This window comes from Campylobacter concisus (genome assembly GCF_002913715.1).
GTDB classification, from domain to species: Bacteria; Campylobacterota; Campylobacteria; order Campylobacterales; family Campylobacteraceae; genus Campylobacter_A; species Campylobacter_A concisus_AG.
Map to the genome: position 1 here is coordinate 104,488 of NZ_PPCE01000006.1, position 14,070 is coordinate 118,557.

The 14,070-nt window shown below is 35.2% G+C and carries 20 protein-coding genes; 2 read left to right on the forward strand and 18 right to left on the reverse strand.

All coding sequences use genetic code 11. From position 1 onward, the window contains the following. Nucleotides 1-8: 8 nt before the first annotated feature. The 6 genes from CYO92_RS03490 to lpxB form a co-directional block, all read right to left on the reverse strand. A complete protein-coding gene (locus CYO92_RS03490) occupies nucleotides 9-506 on the reverse strand; it encodes a chemotaxis protein CheW (RefSeq protein WP_085658145.1) in 498 nt (165 codons plus the stop codon). Between the two features lie 9 nt (nucleotides 507-515). Then, nucleotides 516-2,870, reverse strand: a complete 2,355-nt coding sequence (locus tag CYO92_RS03495; protein WP_103588398.1) for a hybrid sensor histidine kinase/response regulator — start codon at nucleotides 2,868-2,870, stop codon at nucleotides 516-518. Between the two features lie 8 nt (nucleotides 2,871-2,878). Beyond that, on the reverse strand, nucleotides 2,879-3,832 hold the full coding sequence (locus CYO92_RS03500) for a chemotaxis protein (protein WP_021091802.1): 954 nt from the start codon (nucleotides 3,830-3,832) through the stop codon (nucleotides 2,879-2,881). Further along, nucleotides 3,832-4,623, reverse strand: coding sequence for a UDP-2,3-diacylglucosamine diphosphatase (locus CYO92_RS03505; protein ID WP_103588399.1), 792 nt, complete (start codon nucleotides 4,621-4,623; stop codon nucleotides 3,832-3,834). The genes CYO92_RS03500 and CYO92_RS03505 overlap by 1 nt, the downstream gene beginning before the upstream one ends. 63 nt (nucleotides 4,624-4,686) lie before the next feature. After that, the gene (gene greA / locus CYO92_RS03510) at nucleotides 4,687-5,172 is read right to left on the reverse strand and encodes a transcription elongation factor GreA (RefSeq protein ID WP_072594430.1); all 486 of its coding nucleotides are present in this window, start codon (nucleotides 5,170-5,172) and stop codon (nucleotides 4,687-4,689) included. A gap of 3 nt (nucleotides 5,173-5,175) precedes the next feature. Beyond that, a complete protein-coding gene (gene lpxB / locus CYO92_RS03515) occupies nucleotides 5,176-6,210 on the reverse strand; it encodes a lipid-A-disaccharide synthase (protein ID WP_103588400.1) in 1,035 nt (344 codons plus the stop codon). A gap of 102 nt (nucleotides 6,211-6,312) precedes the next feature. Between lpxB and surE the strand changes: the two genes are divergently transcribed. Both surE and CYO92_RS03525 read left to right on the forward strand, forming a co-directional pair. Next, nucleotides 6,313-7,089 carry a 5'/3'-nucleotidase SurE gene (gene surE, locus CYO92_RS03520; RefSeq protein WP_103588401.1) on the forward strand — a complete coding sequence of 259 codons (777 nt, stop codon included), beginning with the start codon at nucleotides 6,313-6,315 and terminating at the stop codon, nucleotides 7,087-7,089. Continuing rightward, nucleotides 7,079-7,729: a tRNA threonylcarbamoyladenosine dehydratase gene (locus tag CYO92_RS03525; protein WP_103588402.1), complete on the forward strand. Its 651-nt coding sequence runs from the start codon at nucleotides 7,079-7,081 to the stop codon at nucleotides 7,727-7,729. Before surE ends, CYO92_RS03525 begins: the two co-directional genes overlap by 11 nt. Before the next feature lie 208 nt (nucleotides 7,730-7,937). Here CYO92_RS03525 and CYO92_RS03530 read toward each other — a convergent pair whose 3' ends face one another. From CYO92_RS03530 to CYO92_RS03585, 12 genes are all read right to left on the reverse strand, one after another. Then, nucleotides 7,938-8,276, reverse strand: coding sequence for a M15 family metallopeptidase (locus CYO92_RS03530; protein WP_103588403.1), 339 nt, complete (start codon nucleotides 8,274-8,276; stop codon nucleotides 7,938-7,940). 1 nt (nucleotide 8,277) lies between these two features. Then, complete coding sequence (locus tag CYO92_RS03535; RefSeq protein ID WP_072594645.1) at nucleotides 8,278-8,577, reverse strand: hypothetical protein; 300 nt, start codon at nucleotides 8,575-8,577, stop codon at nucleotides 8,278-8,280. Beyond that, nucleotides 8,552-8,809, reverse strand: a complete 258-nt coding sequence (locus CYO92_RS03540; RefSeq protein WP_103588404.1) for a hypothetical protein — start codon at nucleotides 8,807-8,809, stop codon at nucleotides 8,552-8,554. The genes CYO92_RS03535 and CYO92_RS03540 overlap by 26 nt, the downstream gene beginning before the upstream one ends. Next, nucleotides 8,790-9,167, reverse strand: a complete 378-nt coding sequence (locus tag CYO92_RS03545; protein WP_180997987.1) for a hypothetical protein — start codon at nucleotides 9,165-9,167, stop codon at nucleotides 8,790-8,792. Before CYO92_RS03545 ends, CYO92_RS03540 begins: the two co-directional genes overlap by 20 nt. A gap of 8 nt (nucleotides 9,168-9,175) precedes the next feature. Then, nucleotides 9,176-9,511 (reverse strand): hypothetical protein, encoded by a 336-nt coding sequence (locus CYO92_RS03550; protein ID WP_103588406.1) that lies wholly within the window; start codon nucleotides 9,509-9,511, stop codon nucleotides 9,176-9,178. 10 nt (nucleotides 9,512-9,521) lie between these two features. After that, nucleotides 9,522-9,869: a hypothetical protein gene (locus tag CYO92_RS03555; RefSeq protein ID WP_103588407.1), complete on the reverse strand. Its 348-nt coding sequence runs from the start codon at nucleotides 9,867-9,869 to the stop codon at nucleotides 9,522-9,524. A gap of 476 nt (nucleotides 9,870-10,345) precedes the next feature. After that, nucleotides 10,346-10,738, reverse strand: coding sequence for a hypothetical protein (locus tag CYO92_RS03560; RefSeq protein WP_103588408.1), 393 nt, complete (start codon nucleotides 10,736-10,738; stop codon nucleotides 10,346-10,348). A gap of 53 nt (nucleotides 10,739-10,791) precedes the next feature. After that, nucleotides 10,792-11,151 carry a hypothetical protein gene (locus tag CYO92_RS03565; RefSeq protein WP_072594639.1) on the reverse strand — a complete coding sequence of 120 codons (360 nt, stop codon included), beginning with the start codon at nucleotides 11,149-11,151 and terminating at the stop codon, nucleotides 10,792-10,794. Next, nucleotides 11,114-11,923 carry a hypothetical protein gene (locus CYO92_RS03570; RefSeq protein WP_103588409.1) on the reverse strand — a complete coding sequence of 270 codons (810 nt, stop codon included), beginning with the start codon at nucleotides 11,921-11,923 and terminating at the stop codon, nucleotides 11,114-11,116. The genes CYO92_RS03565 and CYO92_RS03570 overlap by 38 nt, the downstream gene beginning before the upstream one ends. Further along, nucleotides 11,923-12,120: a hypothetical protein gene (locus CYO92_RS03575; RefSeq protein ID WP_072594637.1), complete on the reverse strand. Its 198-nt coding sequence runs from the start codon at nucleotides 12,118-12,120 to the stop codon at nucleotides 11,923-11,925. Before CYO92_RS03575 ends, CYO92_RS03570 begins: the two co-directional genes overlap by 1 nt. Then, the gene (locus CYO92_RS03580; protein ID WP_072594636.1) at nucleotides 12,110-12,874 is read right to left on the reverse strand and encodes a hypothetical protein; all 765 of its coding nucleotides are present in this window, start codon (nucleotides 12,872-12,874) and stop codon (nucleotides 12,110-12,112) included. Before CYO92_RS03580 ends, CYO92_RS03575 begins: the two co-directional genes overlap by 11 nt. After that, a complete protein-coding gene (locus tag CYO92_RS03585) occupies nucleotides 12,874-14,070 on the reverse strand; it encodes a hypothetical protein (protein WP_103588410.1) in 1,197 nt (398 codons plus the stop codon). Before CYO92_RS03585 ends, CYO92_RS03580 begins: the two co-directional genes overlap by 1 nt.

Genomic DNA, 14,070 nt, shown 5'->3' on the forward strand with positions numbered 1-14,070 from the left:
GCTATACCCTAAAAATCACGTTTTAAAAGGCTTTCGACCTTTAAGATCGTAAGGATATTTTGATCGCGCTTACCGATACCATAAATCATGCCTTTGTCTTTTACTAAAGTCTCTGGTGGCGGATCGATCCTATTACGGTCTATTCTGATAGCCTCCGTCAAGCGGTCTATCACAAAGCCAGCGATATTATCCGCATCTTTCATAACGATATATCTTGTGCTTGGGCTTTGTTTTGTGACATTTAGTGAAAAACGCTTACGCAAATCAATAAGCGGAATAACATTTCCACGTAGGTTAAACACGCCAAGAACGTAATCAGGTACACTAGGAACACGTGTATATTCAATAGGTTTGATTATCTCTTGGATATTTAAAATAGGTATCGCGTACTCTTCCTCACCGACAACAAATCCTACTAGCTGAACTATATCCTCATTATTTTTTAACTCAGGACCATTTATTTGCTGTTTTTGTTTGCTTAAAACTTGATTTAGTTTATTGTTCATCCCTTACCCCTAAGCTAATTTTATATTCTTTCTAACGACATTTTCTAAGTACTCGGCTGAATATGGTTTTGTAATATACTCAGTCATTCCAACTTCTACACCACGTAATCTATCTGTTTTTGATGTCCTTGATGTAACAGCAATAAGTGGTAAATTTCTGTACTTAGAGTATTTTCTAATTTCGCCAGCTAGTGTATATCCATCCATTCTTGGCATCTCAATATCTATCAAGATCGCATCAAAGGAGTGTTCTCCAGATTTTACGATGTTTAATGCCTCAACACCATTTGTGGCCTCTATTATTGTTACCCCAGTTGGTTCAAGCGCTTTTTGCATGATAGTTCTATCCATTTTTGAGTCATCAACTATCAAGACTTTATAATCGCTTGGTTTTTCCTTTGCTTTTGTGCTATCTTCTATTTCGGCTCTAATATCTACCTTGATATCTTTTGCCATCTCCATCATAGCACCAACATCGATAATCAATGTCACACGGCCATCACCTCTAATAGTCGCACCGGCAATACCTGGGATATTTTGTAAATAATCACCCATTGATTTAATAACAATCTCTTCTTGTCCAACCAAAGTATCGACGATAATACCTAGTTTTGCTTCAGCAACACCGATTATTACGACATAAGTTTGATCTCCACCATCAAAAGCTTTTTCTACACCAAATACATCAGAAAGTCTAACAAGAGACAAGACTTCATCTCTTAGCCTTAGTACATTTTTGCCATCGATCGTGTAAATATCATCAATCGGCACACGAACAGTTTCAAGAACACTAGCAAGTGGAATAGCATAAAATTCTTCTTGTGTTCCAACAAGTAGCGACTGAATAATCGCGAGTGTGAGTGGAATTTTAAGCTTCATAACTGTGCCTTTTCCAACTTCACTTTCAATATCAATGATACCGTTTAGTTTTTCGATATTAGTCTTAACAACGTCCATACCAACACCACGGCCAGATACGTTTGTAACCTTTGCTGCAGTTGAAAATCCTGGTCTAAAGATAAGACCAAATGCCTCTTTTTCGCTCATCGCATCAGCTTCGCGCTCAGTGATGATGCCTTTTTCTATCGATTTAGATTTAAGCATGTCAGCATCTAAACCCTTACCATCATCAACTATCTCAACAACGATGTGATTACCTTCATTGTAAGCTTTTAGTTGAACAAGGCCTTTTTCTGGCTTACCTGCTGCCTTTCTTGTCTCAGGATCCTCGATACCGTGATCGCATGAATTTCTGATGATGTGAACTAGTGGATCGCCGATCTCTTCTACGATTGACTTATCAAGCTCAGTCTCTTCACCTGAAATCTCAAGATCGATTTGCTTACCAAGGTCGCGGCTAAGATCGCGTATCATACGTGGGAATTTATTAAAGACTTTTGCTATTGGTAGCATTCTTGTCTTCATAACTGCAAGCTGAATATCAGTCGTAACTAGACTTAGGCTTGAAACCACCTGGTTTAGCTCTTCAAGGAATTTCTCACCCTCATATCTCTCTTCCACGTCATCATAAATTTTTAATAAGCGGTTTTTACCAAGAACAAGCTCACCGATTAGGTTCATCAAATGATCAAGTCTTTTTACTTCAACGCGTATAGTTTGTTCCTGCGCTACTGCACCGCTACTTGCTGCTGGGACCTTTTTATCTCCATCTTTTTCTTTGCTCTCTGCTTTTGCAGCTGGAGCTGAAGTGCTACTTGCAGCTGGGGCTATCTCGCTAGGAGATTTTGGTGCTATACCTTTTGAAGCACGCCTTGCTTGATCCTCAGCTTTTCTAACCTTTAAGAGTCTTTCTATCTCAGCTTCAACTTCTGAATCACTTAGTTTTGAAAGCTCGGCATCACTTATCTCTGGTGCTTCTTCGGCAGGCGCGGCTGACTCTGGCTCTTTTACCGGTTCTGATGCTGGCTCAGCTACCGGTGTGGCAGGAGCTTCAGGAGCTGCTGCTGGAGCCTCACCTTCAGAAATTTGGGTAAGTCTTGCACAAATGTTTTTAATATCAATACCAGCAGCTGTATCATTTCCATGATCCCTAATGCTGCTTAACAAGCCTTTCATCATATCAACTGACTCAAGAACCACGTCCATAATGTCTGGAGTAATCTTTAGCTCGCCTTTTCTAGCTTTATTTAAAACATCCTCCATATGGTGAGTAAGCTCTGTTAGAACATCAAAATTTAAAAAACTTGAACTACCTTTTACTGTGTGAGCAACGCGGAAAATTCTATTTAATAGTTCCAAATCTTCAGGGTTTGACTCAAGCTCAACAAGGTCATGATCTATCTGCTCAATAAGTTCGAAAGCCTCTATTAAAAAGTCTTCCATTATTTCTTTCATATCATCCATGTTTCACCTCATTTTGCAGATTTAGAATGTGCTTCAATAACTTTTAGCACTTCTTGATAAAATATGCTTGCGTCAAATTTCGTAAGATACGCCGCACCACCAGCTTCTTTGCTCTTGATTTCACTAAAATCATTACTCAATGAGGAGTTAAATACTATTGGAACTTCTTTAAATCTTTCATCATTTTTAAGAGTTGAAGCAAAGCGGTATCCATCCATCTGTGGCATTTCGATATCACTTAAGATAACTCTAAGCTCTCTTGATAAGTTATCTCCATATCTTTGATAAAGCTCTTCCATTCTCTCCAAGCCCTCAACGCCGTTTTTAGCCTCAACTACGCTAAGTCCCATCTTCTCAAGTGCATCTTTTACTAGTTTTCTAGCAGTTGAGCTATCATCTAAAACTAAAGCAGCACCTTTTAATTTTTGATCATCTGTTACATCAAATTCGATCTTTGGTGAGTAAATTCCAAGCTCTTCAACAATGCTTTCAAGATCAAGGATAAGTAAAACTTCATCATTTTCTATTCTTGTTACGCCTGTTATTTTGCCTTTATCTAAAGCGCCAGAACCTGAAGCAAAATTTGCAGGCTCGATATCTTTCCAGCTTATACGCCTGATCCTTTTTGCCTCATGGACGATAAAACCGATCAAAATACCGCTAAACTCAGCAATAATAACACGTGGCTTTATAACTACGCCTTCAGTTGGCTCGATAATATTCATCCATCTTGCCAAATTTATTACAGGGATCACCACGCCCCTTAAATCAAAAATTCCCTCGATATACTCAGGAACGCCTGGAAGCTCTGTAAGATTTGGCATCTTAATGATCTCCCGCACCTTTGCGACATTGACTCCGTATATTCCTTCATATACTTTGTTTTCGGTCTTTTTAAAGATACGAAAATCAACAAGTTCCATCTCGTTTGAGTCCGTTTTTAGTACGTTATCTCCAAACATCAATGTCCTTTCAAACTCATTTTGAGCAAATTTAATTTTTGCTGGGCGTATTCTACAACAAAATAACTTTGCTCACATGCAAAACAAGGTAAATTTATATAAAACTTATCGTAAATGTTAAATTTCTCACCTTGATGATAGTGTCCTTCTATCACGATATTAGCCTCATATCCTTGCAAATGCTTGCTCATTAGCTCCTTAAAATTAGGAATTTTATAGTCTAAATTTTTCTTAGTAAGTTTGGCTAGTATCGCTTTTGATATTTTAAAATTTAAAAATTTATCCAAAGCATTCATAAATTTTAAAAACCATCTAAGACGCAAAAATCTAAGTGCATATTTATCTATAAAAGGTAAAAATATATCGCCATGTGCGATCTGAACGTGCTCTTCATTGATCGTCTTAAAATTTGCTGGCTGATCGTAAATATCATAAACCCTAACGCTTTTATAGCGCAGCATCTCGTGCCCATCCCAAATTTCTCTTGTTTTATTAAATAAATTTGAAAGTCTAAAGTCGTGGTTGCCCTCGAAGTAAACAATTTCTACCTTTTGTGAAATTTTATTGATAAGGCTTAAGTGCTCGGCGTAAAATTCTCTTGTATATTCGCCTTCACCAGTTAAAAAATCAAACATATCACCTAACAAAAAAATTTGTGGCGGCTCTTTGATCTCCCCGCTATCAACAGCTCTTAAAAATTTTAAAAAGCCATTTCGGTTTACGTTTTCATGTGCATCAGCTAAAAAAATCGCGCCTTCTTTTATAACGGGGACATATAGATATTCACTCAAATTTTGCCTTAATTAAAAAATAGCAGAGCCAAAAAGCAGTTTCTGACTCTTTGCATCATCTTCTTAGTCAAATTTTATAGGCTTATAGCAAATTTTTACGATCTCAACGTCGCTTCTACCTTTTGGTAAATTTAGCACTACCTCATCGCCCTCAGCCTTACCCAAAAGCTGCTTTGCAAGAGGTGAGTTTATCGAGATATAGCCTTTATCGATGTCGCTTTCGCTAATGCCAACTATCGTATATGTGTGCTCTATTTCGGTTTCCTCGTCCATTATCGTAACGCTTGAGCCAAATCTAACTCTATCATGCTCGTAGCTACTTGGATCGATCACTTCGGCATTTGCTAGAAGCGCGCTAAGCTCAGCGATCCTAGCGTCTATAAAGGCCTGCTTTTCTTTTGCTGCGTGATACTCAGCGTTTTCTTTTAGATCGCCGTGGCTTCTTGCGATGTCGATCTCAGTTACGATTTGAGGACGTTGCACCAGCCTTAAATCTTTTAGCTCAGCTTCTATCTTTTCATATCCGTGCATTGTCATTGGTTCACTCATTTTTTACTCCATATTTTTTAAAATTTTTACTACATTTTTACTGCTGCCATGCGACAAATACTCTCTCAATTCGTCACAGCCTTTTAAAAATTTCTGCCTATCGCAGCTCTCATAAGCTCTTAGCAAATTTTCAGCCGTTGCAAACTCTTGGATAAACTCCTCATGAAGCGGCTCTTTGCCCATGAAATCAAACATTATATTTGCAAGTCCAGCGTGCTTGATCTTTACAAATTTTCTAGCTATAAAAATATCTATTGCTTTTGCCTTATATGCTAGCACAAATGGCGTACCAATGAGCGCTGCTTCAAGAGTAGCCGTACCTGAGCAAACAAAGGCAAAGTCGCTCTCATACAAGGCTTCAGGCGTATTTGAGACGATATCAAAATCACTCACATCGCCATAAATTTCGCCCACTTTATCAAGCAAAAATGGTGGCACGACAAGTAACCTTTTTGCCTCAATATTCTCAGCAAGCTCTCTATAAACTGGCATCAGTCTTGAAATCTCTGACCTTCTTGATCCTGGCAAAAACGCCACTTTGCCACTGCTACTTAGACTAGTTTTCTTAAGCTTTATCTCATCCATCAAAGGATGTCCCACGTAGGTCGATCGGCTATAAAATTTCGCATCAAATGGCAGGATCGAAGCTAGGTTGTCACAATACCTCTCAACCACGCTCACTCTTTTTGGCTTCCACGCCCAAACTTGAGGCAAGATGTAGTATGTCACGGCTACTTTTGCGCCAGCCTCTTTTATCGCTTTTGCAAGCGGTAAGTTAAAGGCTGGACTGTCGATTAGTAGCACAGCATCAACCTCTTTTGCCATCTGGCTCATCACTTTTATCGCCTTTTTTGCTTTAAAGATGAGCGGCAAAACCTCGACAAAACCCATCGCTGAAAACTCGCTACTTTTCATATATGGCGTGCCAAGCTCTTCGCTAAAAATTCCCATTAGCTCAAATTCGCACTCAAAATTTTTTAAAATTTCTTTTAAATGCAAATTTGCTGATGGCTCAAGAGCGGAGACTAAAATTTTCATTTACACACTTTCATCAGGTCTTTTTTTAGGGGCATTATACGCAAAAATTCTTTAAAATTTTAAGAAAGCTGTGATAAAATCCAACCCTTTAAAGGATAAAATTTGAAAGAAATTTTGATAACAAATGACGATGGATTTGAGGCGACTGGCTTGCTTGCTTTAAAAGAAGCTTTAAGCGAGATAGATGGCGTAAATGTCACGATCGTAGCTCCAAGCTCTGAAAAATCAGCCTGCGCTCACTCTTTGACGCTCACAAGGCCACTTAGGTTTATAAAACTTGATGATGGCTTTTTTAAACTTGACGACGCAACGCCCAGTGACTGCGTCTATCTCGCACTTCACGCACTTTATAACAAAAAGCCAGACCTTGTAATAAGTGGCATAAACCACGGAGCAAATTTAGGCGAAGATATAACCTACTCTGGTACGTGTGGAGCGGCGATGGAGGGCGTTTTGCAAGGCATTAGAAGTATCGCCTTTTCGCAGTTTTATGCAAACAACTCGCTAAATGAACTTGGCTTTAATCTAGCAAAAGAGGTGGTGAAATTTATCGTACCAAAGGTGCTAGAGGATGAAATTTCGCTAAATCAAAGAGAATTTCTAAATGTAAATATCCCAGCCGTGACAAGCAAAAATTTCAAAGGCTACACCGTCGTCCCAGCTGGCAAACGCACCTACGCCACGCATGCTACGCTTAATCGCAACCCAAGAGGCATCGAGTACTACTGGCTTGGAAACGCCGCACTTGAATACGAAAAAGGCGAGCCAAGCGACATCAGCAAGGTAAATGAGGGCTTTGCCACGATAACGCCCATAAAACTAAATATGACTTCATACGAGAGTTTGGAGAGCTTAAAAGGGAAATTTGATGCAAAATGATAGATTTACGAGGACAAGATGGCTCTTTGGCGAGGATGGTTTTAGCAGGCTTCAAAGCGCAAAAGTGCTAGTTTGTGGAGCTGGTGGTGTGGGCGGAATGTGCGTAGATGCACTTGCTAGAAGCGGGGTTGGAAGCATCACTTTAATCGATAAAGACATCTTTGACATAACAAATCAAAACCGCCAAATTTACAGCGAAAACGTTGGTGGCGTAAAGGTGGAGGAGTTTGCCAAAATTTATCCTTGTATCACGCCCATTCAGACGCTGATCACGCCTGAGTTTGTTGCTGGATTTGACTTTAGTAAATTTGACGTGGTGATCGATGCGATCGATGATATCGCTGCCAAGATCGCCCTTGCAAATGCGGTAGATCCTAGCAAATTTATAGCCTCGATGGGTGGGGCAAAAAGGGTTGATCCAACCAAGATCAAGGTGGCTAGCGTTTGGAAAACCTCAGTCGATCCGCTAGCTAGAAAATATAGATATGAGCTCAAAAGATCAGGCTTTAGCGGTAAATTTGACGTGGTCTTTTCAACAGAAGAGCCACTTTGCAAGCCACTTGGAAGTTTCATGGGCGTGACTGCTTGTTTTGGACTAAATTTAGCTTCACTAGCTGTTAAAAAGATAGTTGGGCAGTAAGTCAAAAATTTATTCTACAAGCAAAATTTCAAATAAGAGCTGACATTTTGTGGATATAAATTTAGTAGCCAGCTCTACAAAACACGAATTTAACAATCCAAGATGAGAATCTAGCAAATTTTAAAATTTATGAGCGAGTAATTTCGGCTCTAAAATTTGAGATAAGCGGTAAGCGAAGCCAAGATTTTAAGATAGAAGTCAAGAGAATTTAACAGTTTCTTTCAAAATGGGGAATATCAATAAAGTTTTTAAAATTACCGCCCCAACGATTAAGAGTATTTAAGCTCTCCCAATAATTGCCAATATCTTGTAATTCTAGCTTTGATTGTAACCAAACGTTATTTTTAAATATATGTAAATCTATCGCACATCTTTTTAGATGATTAGAATTCATAGTTTTACTCTTGCCACTATTATAATAAATTTCTTGCTGGGCTTGTGTCCTTTCTAATTCGCCACCCCTTACAGAGTATCCATTAGAATGAAGATAAGCTAAAAGTTTTTCAACGTCTTTCATAAAAGCTTCTTGATGTTCGCCAAGTGTCATGTTAATCCCTTTCTATCCTTTTATCTAAGGCTTTATCAATTTTTGAATATATCCAATCAGTACCACGCCAAGTTACAAAACCAGCAAGAGCAACCGAAACCCTAATATTGTTTAGAAAGAAAAAAAATATTTCATAACTAATCCAACATAAAAACATAGAACTTAAAAAACTAAGCAAATAAGATAAAATTTTATATTTGATTTTAGAAAAATCTTTAGTTTCAAGATTTAAAATTGATGCTATAAATCCAACAAAAAGAACTAAAATTAAATAATTATCGTCCTTGTTTAAATTGTCCATTTACACAGCCTTTTAATAAATCTTCTACTCTTATGCAATAAATAATTAAATCTTTTAAACTTTCTGGATTTAATGGATCAAAAATAGGCTTATCTGGAATTGTTACATCACATTTTATAGGTATATAAGCTTCTTGAATAGCACCTTGTGAAGATTTTGCAGAGCAACCAACAAACAAGACAAGATAAGATAGCAAGAAAAAGAAAAATAGCTTATTTGGAATAGTTACCATTGCTAAACTCTAAAAGTAAAGTATCGTAAAATTTTAGCTTACTTAAGCAATCATCCGTTTTAGGTGTTTCGATAGTGCTAAAACGTTTTTGTAATTTTTGATTTAAAATATTATTTTCTTTAGATATTTTTTCGCTATCTATTTTTAATTGCTTAATTTTTAAATTTTGATTATCAATAATTAAAAAAGCGTTTTTAGTATATTCTTTTTCAGTTGCTAGATGAGCTTTTAAAGTGCTAACTTTTGCATCATAGTTTCTTACTTCACCTTTTAAAAAAGATATATAAAGAAGCAAAATAGAATAAGCAAATATATGTATTAACAGCCCCCTACCAAATAGGGAGCTTAAATTTAACATTGAAAACACTATTTTACTTTTCTGGCACTAATAACGTAAATTTCATCAAACTTAACGCCATTAAATTTTTTACCAGCTAAAGCGGTTTTGATCTGGTCTTCATCGATACTAGGCTTAGTATAAAAGCTAAAAGTAGTTTTATTGCCAGCCGTATTTTTACCAGTAATAGTATATTCAATAACGCTTGCTTCGCTTGAGTTACCTTGCTCGTTAGCACGAGAAAGTATTACGTAAGTTCCTTCAAGAGCATTATCACAAAATGCTTTAGCTTCAGCACCACCGCACGGCAAAGCAAAGCCATAAGTTCTATTATTTATTGTATTTTTAACTAAACATTTAGACATCTCTTACTCCTTAAAGTCTATCAAATTTCAAAGTTACATAATCGCATTTAACAGCAGTATCATAATTTGCATCTAATTTTCCAGTAAAATCAGAAAGAAAATTTTGAAACATATAACTTTGTTTAACGTGTGGAATAGTTACCATAGTAGAAATTCTACCAGTCGCAGTCTTAGCACCAACGATCACATTTTTACGATTAAGTGGATCAGGTGTTGAAGCTAAAGCAGCGCCACCATCGCCAAAGACTGAATAACTTTCAACTTTGCCAGCTAAAAGCGGAAGTAAAGCATCTTCATCACTACCACTAGAAAAAGTAAGACTTTTTGCATAAAGTCCGTCTATTGTTTGTCTTAACATTTTTTTATCCTTTCTTTTGTCATTCGACTTTTTTAAATTTGCTTGTTTTTGTTAAAACGTTTTAAACAAAGCAAATTTTAGAAAAAAAAATAAAAAGTTGTTTCATAGCGTTAAAAAATGCTGGAAATACGATATTAAAAAGAGATAAGCGAAACTTATAAAATAAAGACAATGAAATAGGACGCTTCAGCAACGCTCAAAAGCTTCGCTTTTTCGTCCGCGTAGTGTTTGCGTGGCGATAGCTAGCAAAAAGACACAATTATAAGTTTTAAGATATTCGAGCAATCGCAGAAACTATCGCCACAACGCAAACAAAAAATAACTATAGAAGAAAAAAGATCGAGAAAGAAAATAAGACAATAAGAAAAGAATAAACTAAAAGGGGAGAAAAGAAAACACGGCACACACCGCAGAGCGGTGGGGCGCCGTGTTTGGGAGGGGGGACAATGTCTATCAAGAAGAACACAGAAGAAAATTTAAAATTTTATCAAAGAACAAGGGATACGTGAAACTTTATTATAGCGGATAGTTTTGAGTAAATTTTTATTTGATCCATAAAATTTAACCTCTAAAGAGCCTTTAGAGTGTAAAAACGCTTTCAACTCATCATAATTACAAAATTTATAATTTAAAACGTTTTCAGCCTCAGCCAATTTTTTATCATCATAAAGAGAATAATCGACATAACAAATAGATCCCTTAAGATAAGAACGACCAGAAGCCATAACAACATAAGGATAGTTTTTACAAATAAATTCAGACGCTTCAACATCTGACATATTAATAAAAGACTCTTTTAAATTATCAAAATAACTATATCCGAAAGAAATATTAAAAAACAAACAAAAAGCAACAATTTTTCTAAGCATAAGCAACTCCTTTTTATATAAAGAAATAATTATAAAGACAAATTATTAAATTTTTACTTATCCATAAAAAGCGAACAAGAAACACCTTTTACAGCAAGTCCGCCTACTTCTAAATGTGTTTTAATTAAAGCAGATATTTCAGCTTCGTTTTTAGTCTTTTTTACATTATGAATTAAAATTTGCTTGCACATACGATTTTTATTAGATACAAAAGCTTTAAATTGCTTATTGTAATTGAAGTCATCAGACGGAAAATTAGTTTTTTGAGTTTCAAACTCGACTTTATAAATATACTTAATTTCAGCAGTGGAAACAGCATCTAAAAAAGCAATTAGATCAGACACACTTTTAGCTTCAAGTGTTGAAGTGATAACCCTATTGCCTTGCTGTTGTGTAATTTTGTAGATAGGCATAATACTCCTTTTTTGAAAATCGATAAACTGATAAATAGCGATGTTGTAAATTAAAGTTAGTTACATCGCTATAAAATTGAGAATAAAAAGAAGAGAGAGAATTTTCAAATACATTAATAAAATCAGAAAATTCATAAACAAAAGATTTATTAACAAAACTAGAAAAAATAGAAAAAAGATTAAAAGCTTCAGTATGAATACCAGTATAGTCACAATCCAAAAGACCAAGACGAAGATCACTTCTAAAAAAGGGGCTAGAAGATGAATAACAAGAAAAATCAGAAAAGGAGAGACGGCTGGTATATTTTACATAATTAAAAGATGCAGGAATACAAAAATAAAAGTAATCAGATCGATCACTAAAAGAAAAGAATAAATTACTATCAAAATAAGAAGAAATTTCGGAAGAGCTGGGCAAATCCGTAATATTAATCTTACCAGATGGAGTTAAAAAATCAGTGCCTACCCTATATTCATAATCGTCAGCATCATCGCTATTATAATGCATATGTAAAGGGGCATTAGCCTTTTTAATGCTAGAATTAGTATAAGCAGAAAAATAAAAGCCAAGACCAAAAAGAGAAGAAATACGCTTATCACGAATACAACTATTACCAGAAAAACCGCAATCAAAAAGCGCATCTTTCTTATCATATTTTTCATCAATACTAGCATTTAAATTTTCAGTATTAGAACGAAAAAATAATACTCTCTCAATATAAAAAGTAAAATCTTTTTTCTTATTACAGCAACCACACAGCAAAGAAACCATTATTCTTTACCTACAAGATCACGGCAAAGAATTTTTAAAAGACGATTTGTTTCATCCAAAGATGCCAAACCGCTTTTATCATCTTTTTTATCTTTTAAATTGTCAGTTAATATTTTTTCAATACGAGCAAGACAAGCACCAATACTATCAAATTTCTTCATTTCTTCTTCAAAAGCCTTTTCACAATCAAGAGCCATGCTTTTTATCCTTTCCATTAAAATAGCCTAGTCCATTCATCATAGTAATAAACATCTCACTAAGACCCAAAACATTACCAGCATCATCAGTAACAAACATAAAATCAGCAACGTGATTTAAAGCGTCAATATCAATCTTATCACTTCCAGTTATACGTCTAAGAATTTCTTTATCTTGCGGAGTAAAGCGAGAGCTAAAAAGCTTAAAAAGTAGTGTTTGATTTATATTATCAACCTTTGCTTTTGCATAGTTAAATTCTTGATTTTTAGTTTCTAAAATATGCTGGCGTTGATTAATAACGGTATTGACATTTTGGAGTGCTGAACTATTAGAATTATTAGTATTTATAATTTGATTACCACACTCCACAAAAACTTTGGCAACACCAATACGATCAGAAAAATTGCCAGTTAAAAAACCAAGCATTCTATTAAGTTTAACGCCTTTTATATTACTAAGCTTATTTTTGGCATATCTACCTAAAGGGGATAGTAAAGCTACAACACCAGCATAAACAATACTCATAATTTTATTTACAACACTTTCTTGAAGTTGAATATACTTTACTAAAGCCGCGCTAAACATAATAGTGACACCACTATTTATTGCATCTTTTAAAATGCCGTCATCCATACCACTATTTTTTAATTTAGATAAAACTTGATCATAAGCAACGCTATAGGTTAAGTCTTCAAACATTTCATCAATGCCAAGCTTTAAAATTCTTCCAGCTTCAGAACGTTTATCAGCCATTATTTTAAATCCTTAAGTAAAGTTTTACTAGGTAATTCAGTATCAAATAAATCTTTAAAATTTGGGATAGGAATATCAAATAAATTTAAAGCATCACTATCTAATTCAAAATTATTTTCATCAGTTAAAACACGAGTTTGAACAGCTTGACGAGATAAAGCAATAGCGCGTGGCGAAGTAGTTGCAACAATATTACCATCAAGGTCTTTAATCGCAACATCAGTTTTATCAAAATCAGCTTTTTCTTTATAAATTTCAAGTGTTTTAGTTGAATTATCGCTAAGTATTTTTTGATTATCGACATAAGAACTAGGCAAAGTAATTTCAACTGGCTTATTAATAGCCAAAGAAGCGTTTAAATTATTGTCGACAGTAACACTGGCTTTGAGTTTAACACCAGCCAAGCCATCTTTCATAGCTTGCGAATACTCTTTTGAATTAACAACAAGCTTTTCTAAATTTTGATTATATACTTTTTGATTTTCGCCAATAGTTGAGATATATTTAGAAATTTCACTATTAATTTTTTCTTGAGATTTTAACACTTCTTTAAAATCTACACCAGTAGAAACAGCGGAATTAGTGCCAGTATTTGACGAAGCATTATCGTATATACGATCGCCAGTATAAGGATTATAAAGAGTTTTAGTAGTAGGATCAACCCAATATCCAGTTTTTCTATCAAATGTAACACGCCCTTGAATTTCTGGAGATTGATTATATAAATTATCTTTTTTAGCGCTAGCTTGTTTATCAAAAGCATTATTTTTCACAGCTCCTAAAACAGCTAAATTTAAAGACATAAGCTTTAATATATGATTTTGCTGATCCAAAACACCAAGTAAAGTTAGTGGGACACTGCTAGGCTTATCGTTATCAGATGGCTTAGGTAAATTATCTTCTTTAGGTTTTTCTTTTTCTTTTTGTGCGTCTATTGCTTTAGCTTCACGTTGTTTAGCATAATATTCACTAAGCTCTTTTATATTTTTATCAACATCTACACTTTCTTTTTTATCAAAAAAACTATTATAAACATTTTTTAATCCCCAAATACCAAGAGCAGTTATATCAGTAACAGGGTTATCTTTTAAATCAAAATTAGCACCAGCACCAATAGCACCAGCAACCCCACCAGCTTTTAAAGCACTATTAACTTGACTAACTTTACTAATAGCTTGAGTAATACCAGAATACAT